Annotated in this window: 12 protein-coding genes; 10 read left to right on the top strand and 2 right to left on the bottom strand. The window is 63.6% G+C overall.

Going from position 1 to position 14,939, the window contains the following annotated elements:
• Positions 1–214: 214 nt before the first annotated feature.
• Entirely contained in the window at positions 215–820 is a 606-nt protein-coding gene (locus tag QP166_RS18700; protein ID WP_333917449.1) for a sugar transferase, read from the bottom strand.
• Complete coding sequence (locus QP166_RS18695) at positions 817–1,980, bottom strand: DegT/DnrJ/EryC1/StrS family aminotransferase (protein WP_333917448.1); 1,164 nt, start codon at positions 1,978–1,980, stop codon at positions 817–819. Before QP166_RS18695 ends, QP166_RS18700 begins: the two co-directional genes overlap by 4 nt.
• Before the next feature lie 196 nt (positions 1,981–2,176).
• On the opposite strand from QP166_RS18695, the gene QP166_RS18690 reads away from it, so the two are divergent.
• The 10 genes from QP166_RS18690 to asnB all read left to right on the top strand — a co-directional run bounded on the left by QP166_RS18690 (position 2,177) and on the right by asnB (position 14,906).
• Positions 2,177–4,165 carry a polysaccharide biosynthesis protein gene (locus QP166_RS18690; protein WP_333917447.1) on the top strand — a complete coding sequence of 663 codons (1,989 nt, stop codon included), beginning with the start codon at positions 2,177–2,179 and terminating at the stop codon, positions 4,163–4,165.
• Positions 4,166–4,344: 179 nt separating this feature from the next.
• Positions 4,345–5,547, top strand: coding sequence for a right-handed parallel beta-helix repeat-containing protein (locus QP166_RS18685; protein ID WP_333917446.1), 1,203 nt, complete (start codon positions 4,345–4,347; stop codon positions 5,545–5,547).
• A gap of 157 nt (positions 5,548–5,704) precedes the next feature.
• Entirely contained in the window at positions 5,705–7,000 is a 1,296-nt protein-coding gene (locus QP166_RS18680; protein ID WP_333917445.1) for a nucleotide sugar dehydrogenase, read from the top strand.
• Positions 7,001–7,018: 18 nt separating this feature from the next.
• Entirely contained in the window at positions 7,019–8,077 is a 1,059-nt protein-coding gene (locus QP166_RS18675; protein ID WP_333917444.1) for a Gfo/Idh/MocA family protein, read from the top strand.
• 13 nt (positions 8,078–8,090) lie between these two features.
• Positions 8,091–8,675 carry an acyltransferase gene (locus tag QP166_RS18670; protein ID WP_333917443.1) on the top strand — a complete coding sequence of 195 codons (585 nt, stop codon included), beginning with the start codon at positions 8,091–8,093 and terminating at the stop codon, positions 8,673–8,675.
• Positions 8,672–9,769: a DegT/DnrJ/EryC1/StrS family aminotransferase gene (locus QP166_RS18665; RefSeq protein WP_333917442.1), complete on the top strand. Its 1,098-nt coding sequence runs from the start codon at positions 8,672–8,674 to the stop codon at positions 9,767–9,769. Before QP166_RS18670 ends, QP166_RS18665 begins: the two co-directional genes overlap by 4 nt.
• Before the next feature lies 1 nt (position 9,770).
• The gene (gene rfbB / locus QP166_RS18660) at positions 9,771–10,847 is read left to right on the top strand and encodes a dTDP-glucose 4,6-dehydratase (protein ID WP_333917441.1); all 1,077 of its coding nucleotides are present in this window, start codon (positions 9,771–9,773) and stop codon (positions 10,845–10,847) included.
• Positions 10,828–11,724 carry a glucose-1-phosphate thymidylyltransferase RfbA gene (gene rfbA / locus QP166_RS18655; RefSeq protein WP_443027259.1) on the top strand — a complete coding sequence of 299 codons (897 nt, stop codon included), beginning with the start codon at positions 10,828–10,830 and terminating at the stop codon, positions 11,722–11,724. Before rfbB ends, rfbA begins: the two co-directional genes overlap by 20 nt.
• 27 nt (positions 11,725–11,751) lie before the next feature.
• Positions 11,752–13,002 (top strand): lipopolysaccharide biosynthesis protein, encoded by a 1,251-nt coding sequence (locus QP166_RS18650; RefSeq protein WP_333917439.1) that lies wholly within the window; start codon positions 11,752–11,754, stop codon positions 13,000–13,002.
• 8 nt (positions 13,003–13,010) lie between these two features.
• Complete coding sequence (asnB, locus tag QP166_RS18645; protein ID WP_333917438.1) at positions 13,011–14,906, top strand: asparagine synthase (glutamine-hydrolyzing); 1,896 nt, start codon at positions 13,011–13,013, stop codon at positions 14,904–14,906.
• Positions 14,907–14,939: the final 33 nt, after the last annotated feature.

Here is a 14,939-nt window from a genome sequence, read left to right as displayed (position 1 = left end):
GCGAAGCTGTCCGAAATTTGCAGCTCTTGGCCGCCGTGATCGATCAACCTGATCGTCGTCGTTCTATCCTGCTTCAGGCGCTTTCGGTGTAGAGCCCATGCCTGACGAGGGCGATCCATAATATCATGAATGAGAGGGTCAGTAGGCGCTGTTTCGTTGGCGTGCCGTCTCGGAGGGTGCAGCATTTGTAACGGCCGATGTATTAAATCATCGTTTAATGTACCCGCGCAAGCACTCGGCGTAGGGTATTAAGGAGAATTGTGATATCTCGACTTAAAGAAAGATTGTCGACATACTTTGCATGGTAGCTATTTTTTATCGGTATGATGTGTTCAATGTAATAACATTCGGGATCATCCTGATGAGACAGGAGTTCAGCTTCATCAATAAAGTGTAGTGAGGATTCATCGGTAATACCCGGTCGAACGCTCAAAATGATATCACGCAGACTGTCCGCATAATGTTCTACATAGCGTGGCACCTCGGGCCGAGGGCCGACGATGCTCATCGCTCCGCGAAACACGTCGAACAGCTGCGGCAATTCGTCGATCTTGGAGCGCCGCAGATGATGGCCGATGCGCGTGATCCGCGGATCGCGGCCGACCGTGATCTCGCGAGTTTCACCCGAAAGTGCGACACGCATGGTGCGATATTTGTGGATACGGAATGGTTTGCCGGCACGACCGATGCGAACCTGACGAAAGAAGACCGGACCGGGCGAGTCCAGCTTGATCGCCACTGCGACCGCGACAAGCAGCGGTGACAGGAGAAGCAATCCAATACCGCTGACGAACAGGTCAAAGAGGCGCTTCGGGATCATGTAAGTACGGTCCGCAACGTTTCGACGACCCGATCCTGATCTGCGTCGGTCATGCGGGTATAAAGCGGCAAGGTAAACATACGCTGATAGGCGTCGTCGGTGACGGGGAATTCTGCGGATGTGAGGCCGTACCGGTCACGCCAATATGGCTGGCGATGGAGCGGTACATAGTGGACACTTATTCCGATCCCGCCGGCGATCAGATCCGCTACGACGCCGTCCCGGGTGAGGCCGCGACCGATTGCCGCGTCGGTGAGGCGCACGACATACAGATGCCAGGCATGCGTTTCGCCCCGTGGCGCGTCGGCCGGCAGGATCAGCGGCAGGTCGGCAAGCAAGTCGAAGTAGCGGCCGGCCAAGGCGCGCCGGCGCTCCAGAAAGCCGGGCAGCCGGGAAAGCTGAACGCGACCGATCGCAGACGCGGTATCAGTCAGGTTGTATTTGAATCCCGGCGCCACGATCTCATAATACCAGCTTGGTTTGGACGAGCTGAAGCGGTCGAACGCGTCGCGGTCGATGCCGTGCAGGCGCATGACTTTCATCCGCTTGGCGAGTTCGGAGTCACGGGTGACGATCATGCCGCCTTCGCCGGTCGTCATGGTCTTGTTGGCGTAGAAGCTGAAGACGGTGACGTCGCTGTCGAGCGTGCCGACCAGCCGGCCGTCGTAGGTGGTGGGAAGCGCATGCGCTGCATCCTCCACCACGCGCAGACCCGCCTCGCGGGCGATCGCGAGCAGCGGCGCCATGTCGCAGGCGAGACCGGCATAATGCACCGGCATGATCGCTTTGGTACGGGGGGTGATCGCGGAGCGGACCGCCTCCGGCGACATCGTGAGGGTTACCGGATCGACGTCGACCAGGACGACGTCGGCGTTGAGATAACGCGCCACTTCGACCGTGGCCGTGAAGGTCAGCGACGGTGCGATCACCTCGTCACCCGCCCCGATGCCCAGCGCCTCAAGCGCAAGATGGAGCCCTGCGGTGGCCGAATTGACGGCAATCGCGTTCAGATCGTCACCAAGATAGGTTGCGAAATCCTGTTCGAATTGCCGTGTCACCGGTCCTGTCGTCATCCACCCTGAGGCCATGGCGTTCGTGACCGCACGCATCTCTTCATCCCCTACATCGGGCAGTGCGAAAGGCAGGAAGGGCGTCGTCAAGGCGGTTCCAATCAAGGTCGATGCCGCGGCTGCGGGCGGCGCGCCTTATTGCTCGGCCGCTGACGACCTTCAAGCCGGATGGCCTGCAATGCGTGGCGGACGGGGGCATCGCGATCAGCTTCGGGCTTTACCGCTAGGAATTGAAGCGAACAGCCGCTACCGGAGCAATCAGAGTTAGTGTTTTCGGCGAGTAACGATGACGTTGTCTGAACGATCGGTCGGTTTCCGAGTCGGTATAGCACGCATCCTTCACGACTCATTGGGACTTCCGCGATCCGCCAAGCGCCTCATTGTCATGCTGGTGGACGGAGCGCTCGCACTTGTCGCTGTTTGGCTGGCCTTTTACCTGCGACTTGGCGAATGGAACTATTTCTCCAGTAACCAATGGTTGTCGGTCGGCTTGGCGCTGAGCGCCATTCCTATCTTCTGGATATTCGGTCTCTACCGCGCCTTGTTCCGGCATATCGGCCTGGAGGCGCTCGTCGGGATCGCGCGGGCGTGCTTCGTATACGGTTTGCTCTACGCGGCGATCTTCCTGCTGCTGGGCGTGGCCGGTGTGCCCCGAACCGTGGGATTGATCCAGCCGTTGCTCTACTTCTGTCTGCTCGCGGCGAGCCGGTTGGCACTCCGCTCGATGCTCGGACGGATTGGCGTGCATGGCGGACGGCCCCGGGTACTGATCTACGGCGCAGGTGCGTCCGGGCGCCAGCTTGCATCCGCGATCGCGGGAAGCCGCGAAATGGAGCTGCTGGGCTTCGTCGACGACGACCCGAGGCTCCATCGCTCGCTCATCAACGGTGTCCACATCCATGCGGCGACGCGCCTGCCCGCGCTGGTGACGCGGCACGACATTAGCGACATTCTGCTGGCAATGCCTTCGACCACAGGTACTCGGCGGGGTGAAATCCTCGAGCGGCTGCGTCCGCTCGGAGTCAACGTCCGCACCGTGCCGGGATTGATGGACCTGGCGAGTGGTCGTGTCGAAGTAAGCGCGATACGTTCGCTCGAGATCGAGGACTTACTGGGACGCGATCCCGTGCAACCCGACGCGCTGCTTTTCGCGCGCAACATCCTGGGCAAGGTCGTGCTGGTCACCGGTGCCGGGGGATCGATCGGCAGCGAATTGTGCCGGCAGATCATGGCGGCGCGCCCAGCCGCTCTGCTGCTGGTCGAGCAAAGCGAATTTGCCCTGTACGCGATCGATTCCGAGTTGCGGAAGGGTATCGGCGGCGACGCGCCGCGGATTGTGCCGTTGCTCGCGTCAGTGCGTGACCGGCAACGGATTGCCGATATCCTCGCCGCGTTCCGCCCCGACACGATCTATCACGCAGCCGCGTACAAACACGTGCCGATGGTCGAGACGAACGTTGCCGAAGGTGTGTGGAACAATGCCTTCGGCACCTATTGGACGGCCTTGGCGGCACGTCAGGCGGGCGTCAAAGACTTTGTGCTCATCTCGACCGACAAGGCGGTGCGTCCGACGAATGTAATGGGAACGACCAAGCGGATCGCGGAACTGGCGCTGCAGGCGCTTGCCGAAGCCGCTGGCAAGACGCGTTTCTCAATGGTGCGGTTCGGCAATGTGCTGGGATCCAGTGGTTCCGTCGTTCCGTTGTTTAGGGCACAGATCGCCCGGGGAGGGCCGGTGACCGTCACCCACCCTGATGTGACACGCTATTTCATGACCATTCCCGAAGCCGCCCAGTTGGTGATCCAAGCTGGCGCGATGGCCGAGGGTGGCGACGTCTTCATCCTCGACATGGGTGAGCCGGTGCGGATCGTTGATCTGGCGCGCAAGATGATCGAGCTTTCCGGCGCGGTCGTGCGTGATGCCGAACACCCCGATGGTGAGATCGCCATCACCACCGTCGGCCTGAGGCCGGGTGAGAAACTGTACGAGGAGCTTCTGATCGGTAGCGATCCGACACCGACCGGTCATCCGAGGATCATGAAATCGCGTGAGGCTTTCATGCCGCTGGAGCGTTTGGAGGCACTCTTCGACCGGATGGGTCCCGCCTTGTCGCGCAACGATGTGGCGACGGTGCACGCATTGTTGCGAGAAGCGGTGCCAGAATTCACATCGGCCGATGGGGTCGTTGACCTTGTAGCGATGGCGAGGGCCGGCGCGTCTAGCCCGGATCCTGCCAGCCCGGTCATTTCGTTTCGCTCCAAGGCAGCGGTTTGACCCTTACGGTCGGGTCGCCGGTGGTCTGGCGTGGCTTGGGACGTCGCGAATTCATCTTCGCAGCGAGCTGCGCCAGTGTCAGCGCAACTTCCTCATCGTGCCTGCCGCGCAGTGCGGCGGCGGAGATGATTGACGTCGAGGACCATGGCGCGCGTGTCGGTAACACACCCGAGGCGAACATGGCGGGGTTCCGGCGCGCCATCGCCGCGACGCCGAGTGGCGGAACGCTTCTGATCCGGGCGCGTGGGGCGGACGCCTACACGATGGACACGTCGGGCGGCCTGACTGAAGCCCTGACACTCGATCGTCCCATGACCGTCCGGCTTGACGGTATCGTTCGTGTTACCGACAGTACCTCGCGGCCCAATCCGCCCTATTTGTTTGACGTGCGCGCGCCCGATGTCCGCTTCGAGGGACGCGGCGCGATCGCCGGACCGGGCATCGAAGACGACACGAACGATCATGAGGATCGTAATCATGCCGGATTGATCTACGTCAGGGCGGATCGTTTCCAGTTCGTCGGTCCTACCGTCCGCGACGTTCCGAAGATCGGCATACATCTGTGGGCCTGCCACGATGCCACCATCAGCGCGCGCTTCAGCGGCGGCATCGCCAACTATATGCGTGGCCATACCGGGCTGTTCGGCATAAGGGCGACGGGAGGCGGCAGACACCGCATCGTCGGCAACCGGTTCGAGCGCGACGGGCGTGGCGCGCGGCTCATCACCGGGTATTTCGCCGGGGGCATCATGGGCGAGACCCGCGGTGACCTGCTGGCGCGCAACGTGGCGGATGTGCACGAGAAGCTGGCCTATCTCTACACCAGTGACAGTCGCGTCGTCGATTGTCGGGTGACGGACGCGACGCAGACCGACATCGTGCGGCTGGTCGGCAGTAACAACGTCGTCAAGCGGCTTGTCGGCGAACGCGTCATGGGCGGAGTGTCCATCTACAACGGGGCCGGCAACCGGGTGGAGGATTGCGCATTCCGCGACGTGCGCCAAGCCGGAATTTTCCTGTCCTTTCTTGGCGACTACAAGCGTGGGTACGCAGGCACCGTGATTGCGGGTAATACGATCATCGGCGCGGCGGACGCGACAGGATTGCAAGACGGGATTTGTCTCTATCTCGCGGGTGGCGACACCAGCGGCGTGACCGTGGCGCGCAACCGGATCGCTGCGGCGGGAGCGGCGGCGTGGCGCAACGCGATAAGAGTGGAGTCGATACCGCCGTATTTCGCGGATGATATTGCGGTTGTCGACAATGATCTGAGCGGCAGCGTCAACGGATCCAGCTTGCGGCGGGTCCGCCGCGGGAGCGTCGAGCGCAATGTCGCGCGCGTGCGCGGCAACGGGGCGGCATTGCTGCAGATCGACAGCTGAGGGGTCGATCGTGCGTCAGATTGCATGCGGGGAATAGCGCTGGTAGGGACGCCGCCATCCGGGCGCGGCCGCTCACCGTTGCAGAAGGACCCGGGATTCCGACACGTGTGAGTAAGATGCAGTTCTCGCACCGGCGGGGCAGGCGGAGATAAGATTTGTGACGATCGACGGCGGAACTATCGCGATCATCGGTCTCGGTTATGTCGGGCTTCCGCTGGCGGTCGAGTTCGGCAAGCAGCACAAGGTCATCGGCTTCGACATCGACGCGCACCGCATCGCCCGGCTGCGCGAGGGCCATGACGCCACCCGTGAGGTTTCTGCCGACGAACTGGCGGCTGCGCGGCAGCTTGTTTTCAGCGACGATCCGGAACAGTTGCTTGGGTGCACGACCTTCATCGTCACGGTGCCGACACCGATCGATGGCGTGAACCGGCCGGATCTGACGCCGCTGGAGCGTGCCAGCGAGACGGTCGGCCGGGCGCTCAAGCCTGGCGATCTCGTAGTCTACGAATCCACCGTCTATCCCGGCTGCACCGAGGAGCGGTGCGTGCCGGTGCTGGAGCGAGTATCGGGGCTTCGGTACAACGTCGACTTCTTCTGCGGTTACAGTCCCGAGCGGATCAATCCCGGTGACAAGGTGAACACGCTCACCAAGATCCGCAAGATCACCAGCGGCTCGACCCCCGAGACGGCCGAGCGGGTCGACGCGCTCTATCGCGCGATCATCACCGCCGGAACGTTCATGGCGACCAGCATCCGTGTCGCAGAAGCCGCCAAGGTGATCGAAAACACGCAGCGCGACCTCAACATCGCGCTGATCAACGAGCTTTCGGTCATCTTCGAACGCCTCGGCATCGATACGATCGAGGTGCTCGAGGCCGCGGGCAGCAAATGGAATTTCCTGCCGTTCCGCCCGGGAATGGTCGGTGGACACTGTATCGGTGTCGATCCCTATTACCTCACCCACAAGGCCGAGGAGGTTGGCTACAACCCGCAGGTGATCCTCGCCGGGCGGCGGATCAACGACAACATGGCCCGGTATGTCGCGCGCAAGGTCGTGCAGAAGATGCTGCGCAACAATTGTCCGGTGATCGGCAGTCGGGTCGGCGTGCTGGGGATCACCTTCAAGGAGAATTGTCCGGACATCCGCAACAGCAAGGTGATCGATCTGGTTGCCGAACTGCGTAAGTGGAACGTCGAGGTCGTCGTCAGCGACGAATGGTGCGATGCCGCGGAGCTGCGCGCGGAAACCGGGCTGGAACTCGGCCGCATCGACGAAGACCATCCGGTCGACGCGCTCGTAGTGGCGGTCGGTCATAACGAATATCGTTCGATGACGCCGGCGGCGCTGCGCGCGATCTGTCGCGGCGATCAACCCGTCATCGCCGATGTCAAATCGCTCTACGACCGGCACGCCCTCGCCGATGCCGGCTTCACTGTCTTCAGGCTCTGATAACCCATGCTGACTGGAATGAAGAAGCGGCCGACGCCGGTGACGGGCCGCAAGATCCGTATCGCGGTGGTGGGATGCGGGCGGATCGCGCGCAACCACTTCGGTGCTATCGCTGCCTATCCCGACGATCTCGAACTGGTGGCGGTCTGTGATGTCGACCTGGCTGCGGTACAGGCCGCCAGTGCGCAATATGGCGTGGATGGCTATGCCGACCTGACGCAGATGCTGGTCGAGGCGCGGCCCGATGCGGTGGCCCTGTGCACGCCCAGCGGGCTGCATCCCGATCAGGCGATCGTCGCTGCGGAGCACGGGGTGCACGTCGTGACCGAGAAGCCGATGGCTACCCGCTGGTCGGACGGGATCCGCATGGTGCGTGCCTGCGATGTCGCGGGGGTGCATCTCTTCGTCGTCAAGCAGAACCGGCGCAACGCGACGCTGCAGCTGCTGAAGCGCGCGGTCGATGAAAAGCGGTTCGGACGCATCCATCTGGTGCAGCTAAACGTGTTCTGGAACCGTGATCAGGCTTATTACGACCAGGCCAAGTGGCGCGGCACCTGGGAGTTCGACGGTGGCGCCTTCATGAATCAGGCGAGCCATTATGTGGATCTGCTCGACTGGCTGATCGGGCCGGTCGAACGTGTTCAGGCGATGACGAGCACGACGCGCGATATCGAGGTCGAGGATACGGGTGTTCTCAACGTCCGCTGGCGCAACGGCGCGCTTGGCGCGATGAGCGTTACCATGTTGACCTATCCCAACAATTACGAAGGTAGCATCACCGTCATCGGCGAGAAGGGGACGGTGCGGATCGGGGGCGTGGCCGTGAACGAGGTGGAGCGTTGGACGTTCGCGGACGAGCGCGATTACGATGCCAACGTACGGGCCGCGTCCTACGAGACGACGTCGGTCTACGGCTTCGGTCACCCACTCTACTATCGCAACGTGGTTGACGTGATGCGCGGCACCGACTTGCCGCATACCGACGGGCGCGAGGGTCTGAAATCGCTCGAGTTGCTGATCGCTGCCTACCGCGCGGCGCGTGACGGGACTGCGGTCTCGCTTCCGCTCGACGACTGAGGATTCCGGGGCAATGCAGGAAGTATCGGTTCATCCCAGTGCGATCGTCGATCCCGGTGCCGTGATCGGTGCGGGAAGCAGGGTGTGGCACTGGGTCCATATCGCGGCAGGAGCGCGGATCGGCGATCGGTGCTCGTTTGGCCAGGGCGTATATGTCGGCAACGACGTGGTAATCGGCTCCAACGTCAAGGTGCAGAACAACGTTAGCGTCTATGATGGGGTGACGCTGGAGGACGATGTGTTCTGTGGGCCCTCGATGGTGTTCACCAACGTCTACAATCCCCGCTCGGCGGTCAGCCGCAAGAACGAATATCGGCGGACGCTGGTCGGGCAGGGCGCGACGTTCGGGGCCAATTGCACCATCGTATGCGGCGTAACCGTTGGCCGTTATGCGTTTGTCGCGGCCGGTGCGGTCGTGACGCGCGATGTGCGTCCGTTCGCGCTCGTCGCCGGTACGCCGGCGCGGCAGATCGGATGGATGAGCAGGACTGGCGAGCGGCTGCCGCTGCCGTTGACCGGTGATGGTGCGGCGGCCTGCCCGGCTACGGGCGAGTTGTATCGCCTGGTCGATGGCAATGTCATGGAGACTGACGCGTGATCCCGTTCATCGACCTCAAGGCACAATACAATGCCCTGCGTGAGGACGTTCACGCCAGGATCGATGAGGTACTGGAGCACGGCCAGTACATCATGGGCCCCGAGGTGGTGCAGCTCGAGACGCGACTGGCCGCCTATGTCGGCGTTGCGGACGCGATTACCGTCGCGAGTGGCACCGAGGCGTTGCTCATCGCGCTGATGGCGCTGGGCATCGGCCCCGGCGACGAGGTCATCACGTCGCCATTCACGTTCGTCGCCACGGCCGAAGTGATCGCGCTGGTCGGCGCAACGCCGGTGTTCGTCGACGCCGAGGCGGATACCTGCAACATCGATGTCTCGTTGATCGCAGCGAAGGTGTCTCCCCGTACCAAGGCGATCATGCCCGTCAGCCTTTACGGGCAAGTCGCCGACATGGACGAGATCGTCGCTCTGGCTACCGCCCGCGGCGTCGCGGTGATCGAAGATGCGGCACAGAGCTTCGGTGCCGACTATAACGGCCGCAAGAGCTGCAACACGTCGCTGATCGGCTGCACCAGCTTCTTCCCGAGCAAGCCGCTGGGCTGCTACGGCGACGGCGGGGCAATCTTCACGAGCGACCCCGAACTGGCGAAGGCAATGCGGGAAATCCGCACGCATGGCCAGGAAAGGCGCTATTATCATACCCGGATCGGTGTCGGCGGCCGCATGGACACGCTGCAATGCGCGGTGGTGCTGGCCAAGCTCGAGCGGTTCGACTGGGAGATCGAGCAGCGCCGCCGGATCGGCGATCGGTATTCACAGGCGTTCGCGGCGGCAGGGGTGCAGACGGTTGCTGTCCGGCAAGGGCGCACCAGCGTTTGGGGCCAATATACGATCCAGGTCGACGACCGGTCGAATGTTCAGGAGCGGTTGCGTGCGGCCGAAGTGCCGACCGCCATCCACTATCCACGTCCCCTGCATCGGCAGCCCGCCTACGCGCATTACGGTGCGGGGGAAGCGTTTCCGGTAAGCGAGCGCCTTGCCGAGCGCGTGCTCAGCCTGCCAATGAGTGCCGATCTCAGCGCTGTTGACCAAGACCGGGTCATCGCGGCGGTGATCGCAGCGACGGGCAAGTGACGTGACGATCCTGGTCACCGGCGGTGCCGGCTTCATCGGCAGCAATTTCGTACTGGACTGGATCGACGCCACCGGGGAGCCTGTCGTCAATCTCGACAAGCTGACCTATGCCGGGAATCTTGCCAGCCTGGCGTCGCTCAAGGACGACGCGCGTCACCGGTTCGTTCGCGGTGGAATCGAGGACGCGGCGCTGGTGGAGCAGCTGCTCGCCACCCATCGTCCGCGAGCGGTCGTGCATTTCGCGGCCGAGAGCCACGTCGACCGTTCAATTCGCGGTCCGGAGGAGTTCCTGACCACCAATGTGATCGGTACGTTCCGGTTGCTTACCGCCGCGACAGCCTATTTCCGGTCGCTTGACGAGGCGGAACGTCAAGGGTTCCGATTCCTGCACGTCAGCACCGACGAGGTGTACGGAGCCTTGGGCCCCGACGATACGCCGTTCCGGGAAACCACTGCCTACGCGCCCAACAGTCCTTATAGCGCCACCAAGGCGGCCAGCGACCATCTCGTGCGGGCCTGGCATCATACCTATGGGTTGCCGGTGCTCACCACCAATTGCAGCAACAATTACGGGCCGCTGCAATTCCCGGAGAAGTTGATCCCGCTGGTCATCACGAACGCGCTCGCGGGCAAGCCGCTGCCGATCTACGGTGACGGAAAGCAGGTGCGTGACTGGTTGTACGTCGCCGACCATTGTGCCGCCGTCCGACGCGTCCTTGAGGCGGGCAGGCTCGGCGAGACCTATGCGGTGGGCGGCGGCAACGAATGGGCCAACATCGACATCGTCCGACATATTTGCGGACTGCTCGATGCGGCACGCCCGCGTGCCGATGGTCGCCGTTACGCAGAGCAGATCACCTTCGTTACCGACCGGCCGGGGCACGACCGGCGCTATGCCATCGACGCCAAGAAGATCGGCGACGAATTGGCCTGGGCGCCGGCGGAGACGTTCGAAACCGGGATCGCCAAGACGCTCGCCTGGTATCTGGACCATCATGAATGGGTCACGGCCGTCCAGGATGGTTCGTATCGGGACTGGATCACCGCACAATACGGGGATGACCATGACGCGTCGTAAAGGCATCATCCTGGCGGGCGGCACCGGCACGCGGCTCTTCCCCGCCACGATGGGCGTCTCGAAGCAACTGCTGGCGGTCTATGATAAGCCGTTGATCTATTATCCCCTGTCGGTTTTGATGCTGGCGGGGATCCGCGACGTGCTCATCATCACCACGCCCGAGGACGCGGCGAGCTTTCGCCGTGTCCTCGGCGACGGCAGCGCCTATGGCATCAGCCTGAACTATGTCGTGCAGCCACGTCCCGAAGGTCTGGCGCAAGCGTTCATACTTGGAGAGGAGTTCATCGGCGACGATCCGGTGTGCCTGATCCTCGGCGACAACATGTTCTTCGGGCAGGGCCTGACCGATTTCCTGCGCCAGGCCGACGCGCGGACTGCGGGGGCGACGGTGTTCGGCTATCGAGTCAACGATCCCGAGCGGTTCGGCGTGGTGGAGTTCGACGCGGCGATGAAAGTCGTCTCCGTCGAGGAGAAGCCCTCGGCCCCACGCTCCTCCTATGCCGTGACGGGCCTGTATTTCTACGACAATGACGTGGTGGAAATCGCACGCAAGGTCCGGCCGTCCGTCCGTGGCGAGCTCGAGATCACCAGCGTCAATCAGGCCTATCTCGAGCAGGGGGCGCTCCATGTCGAGTTGCTGGGGCGCGGCTTCGCCTGGCTCGACACCGGAACGCATGAAAGCCTGCTCGAAGCGGCACATTTCGTCCATACAGTCGAAGCGAGGCAGGGGCTCAAGATCGCCTGCCTCGAGGAGATCGCATTCCGTCGCGGCTGGCTGACCGTCGAGGAGCTGAAGGCGGCTGCGCACACGATGGCGAAGAGTTCCTATGGTCGCTATCTCGCCGCGTTGGCGGCCGACCTGGGTGTGCGTGCCTAGCATCGCGCACGGCACGGCGATGTCCGCGTGATCCGTCGCGACCTTCTGCTCACTCTGTTCGGGATCGGAGCGGGGCAGGCAATCCTGCTCGCCGTGATGCCGTTTCTGGCGCGTGCCTATGGACCGGCGGCGTTCGGCTCCTATGCGGTGATCGTCGCGGTGGCCGGCATCGTGGCGACGATCGCCGCGCTGCGGTTCGATCTGGCGCTGAGCGGCGCCGAAGACGCGTCGATCGTGCCGCTGAGCCGGGCCGGCTTGCTGCTCCCGCTGCTTACCGTACCGTTCGCGATCGCGGTGCTGGCGTTGGCATTGCGGCTTCCATTCGGCGCGCATCTGCCTTTCCGGAGTGACGACCTGTCGCTGATCGGCCTCATCGCGCTATTTCAAGGATGGGTCTTGCTGGGATCCGCGCTTAGCACCCGCCGTGGTCTCTTCGCGACACTCGCGGCTGCGAAGATCGTGCAGCCGTTGGTGTTCGCGTTCACCGCATTGCTGCTGTTGCATGATCTTTCGCTGGCGATGGCGGTGGGGTGGGCGGCGGCCATGGCCGCCACCCTGCCGGCCTGGCGCCACCTCCCGTCGTCCATGGGCTGGGCGGAAACACGTGCCACAATGCGTCGGCTTTGGCGCTTTCCGGCGATCTCCGCGCCGATGGCGCTTCTCGACGTGCTCGCGTTGTCGTTGCCGCTGCTGGTGTTTGCCGGGGCCTATGGCGAACGGACCGCAGGCAATTACGCGCAGGTGCAGCGACTGATCGGCGCGCCCCTCGTCCTGGTCGCGACCGCCGGAGGACAGACGTTCCTGAAACATGCCGGCGACCGCCTGCGCGCCGGCGTTTCGGTCCTGCCGCTTATCCGGCGCTTCGTGATGGTGATGCTCGCCCTAGCAGCCGTCGTGACCGTTGCCGTCGCACTGGTCGGCCAGCCGGCGCTCACGTTCGTGGTCGGACCCGGCTGGCGGACCGACACGGGATTTCTCCTTCTGGCGCTTTTGCCGGTATTGTGCCGCGTTATCGCGAGCCCGGTCTCCCATATCCTGGTGCTGACCCAGCGTCTCGCCACGCAGGGCCTGTGGCAGATTTCCTATTTCCTGGCGACTGCAGGCGTCCTCGCCATCGCGCCGCGGCTGTTCGGTTTGGAGGGAACGTTGGGGGCGCTGGCATGCAGTGAGTTTCTCCTGTATGGCGCGTATCTTGTTCTGGCAGTTCGCGCCGCCCGTGCGGCGAACCCGCTCCCGGCGCTCTCATCCAAGACGCGCCCGCTTTCCGCGTCGTCGTAGAGGTTCGCATGTGTGGGATCGTTGGCGCCTTCTGGAGACGTCGTCCGGCCGATGCGGAGCAGCGGCTGTCGAATGCGCTCGACAAACTCCGTCTGCGTGGTCCGGATGATCGCGGCGTAGCGATCGAGGAGCGGTGCGGCGGTGCGCTCGCCTTCGGCCATGCCCGCCTTTCGGTGATCGATCTCTCGGCAGCCGGGCACCAGCCGATGCACAGCGCCGACGGGCGGCTGGCGCTGATCTTCAACGGCGAAATCTACAATTATCGCGAGTTGCGTGCCGAGCTGGAGGCGCGGGGGGCGCAGTTCCGCACGGCTTCGGACACCGAGGTGTTGCTCACCGCCTGGCAGGTGTGGGGAGAAGACTGCCTGACGCGCCTCGACGGCATGTTCGCTTTCGCGATTCACGACCGCGCCAACGACCGGCTTACCTGTTGCCGTGATCGTTTCGGTATCAAGCCCTTCTTCTACGTGGTCGACGACGGAGCATTGTTGTTCGGATCGACGCAGGCCGCACTGGTCGCGCTTCGCGGACAGTCGCCGCGGGTGAACTGGCAGCGCTGTTACGATTATCTCGTTCATGGCGACTATGACAGTTCGGATCAGACCTTTGTCGAGGGTGTCCGGCACCTCGCACCGGCGCATCTAATCGAGTTCGACCTGACCCGGGGCGAAGTTGCGCGTCAGCGTCGATGGTGGGCGCCGACGATCGACCGGCGGGACGATCTGTCGTTCGCCGCCGCGGCCGACGCCGTGCGCGAGACCTTTCTGGACGGCGTCCGTTTGCAGCTGCGCAGCGACGTGCCGGTCGGAGCGGCGCTCTCGGGAGGCATCGATTCATCGGCGGTGGTCTGTGCGATGCGCGCCGTCGCTCCCGCGATGGACATCAAGACGTTCAGCTACGTGGCGTCGGGAACCCCGCTCGACGAGGAGCCCTGGGCGGATCTGGTCAATGCGCATGTGGGCGCACAGGCGCACAAGGTCAGCGCCGATGCCGGAGACCTGCTGCGCGACCTCGACGACATGCTCGCCGCACAGGAGGAACCGTTCGGCAGCACCAGCATCTACGCGCAATACCGCGTCTTTCGTCTGGCGCGCGAGACCGGCACGGTCGTCACGCTCGACGGGCAGGGGGCCGATGAACTGCTGGCCGGTTATTCGGGCTATCCCGGCTTCCGGCTGCTGAGCCTGGTGGAACGGGGCGAGTTGACGCGCGCGCACCGCTTCGCGCGCGATTGGGCGCGCTGGCCGGGGCGCAGCTATCGCCTTGCGATGATGGAGCTGGGCCGGGTCGCGATGCCCGATCAGCTTTATGCCGTGGCGCGTAAGCGGAGCGGACGTGATTTCCGCCCGCCATGGCTCGACGTCGCCACGTTCGAAGCGCATGGCGTCAAGTTCCGCGAACAGCGACCCGCCCGCGACCATTCCGCAAGAGGCCGGCGCGTCGTCGAGCAACTCTCCAAATCGCTGCAGGAGCGCGGGCTACCAGCGCTGCTCCGGCACGCCGACCGCAACTCGATGCGCTTCTCGGTGGAGAGCCGGGTGCCGTTCCTGACCGGGCCGCTGGCCGATCTGCTGTTGTCGCTGCCGGAAGAGTATCTCATTTCCCCTGCGGGAGAAACAAAGTCTGTTTTTCGTGCCGCGATGCGGGGGATCGTCCCCGATGCCGTCCTTGATCGGCGCGACAAGATCGGTTTCGCGACACCGGAGCAGCAATGGCTCACCGCGTTGGCGCCAGAATTGCGGGCCAAGCTGGCGACGGACCTCGCCGGAATCCCGTTCCTCCGCGCAGACCCGCTGCTCGCCGCGTTCGATGCGGTCATCGAGGGCCGTCAACGCTTCTCGTGGCAGCTTTGGCGCTGGTTCAATTTCGCGCGCTGGTATAGCGCGTCCGGGATGCGACCGTGACGTGCCGGTGCACGGACCGATCGGCGCAACGAC

This window comes from Sphingomonas sp. LR60 (assembly GCF_036855935.1).
In the GTDB taxonomy this organism is placed as follows: domain Bacteria; phylum Pseudomonadota; class Alphaproteobacteria; order Sphingomonadales; family Sphingomonadaceae; genus Sphingomonas.
This window is presented reverse-complemented; position numbering and strand designations above follow the sequence as displayed.

Coding starts and splice junctions, on each gene's coding strand:
- rfbA (WP_443027259.1), top strand. CDS start 10,828: ATGACCATGACGCGTCGTAAAGGCATCATCCTGGCGGGCGGCACCGGC.
- QP166_RS18685 (WP_333917446.1), top strand. CDS start 4,345: ATGGCGGGGTTCCGGCGCGCCATCGCCGCGACGCCGAGTGGCGGAACG.
- QP166_RS18670 (WP_333917443.1), top strand. CDS start 8,091: ATGCAGGAAGTATCGGTTCATCCCAGTGCGATCGTCGATCCCGGTGCC.
- QP166_RS18700 (WP_333917449.1), bottom strand. CDS start 820: ATGATCCCGAAGCGCCTCTTTGACCTGTTCGTCAGCGGTATTGGATTG.
- QP166_RS18675 (WP_333917444.1), top strand. CDS start 7,019: ATGAAGAAGCGGCCGACGCCGGTGACGGGCCGCAAGATCCGTATCGCG.
- QP166_RS18690 (WP_333917447.1), top strand. CDS start 2,177: ATGACGTTGTCTGAACGATCGGTCGGTTTCCGAGTCGGTATAGCACGC.
- asnB (WP_333917438.1), top strand. CDS start 13,011: ATGTGTGGGATCGTTGGCGCCTTCTGGAGACGTCGTCCGGCCGATGCG.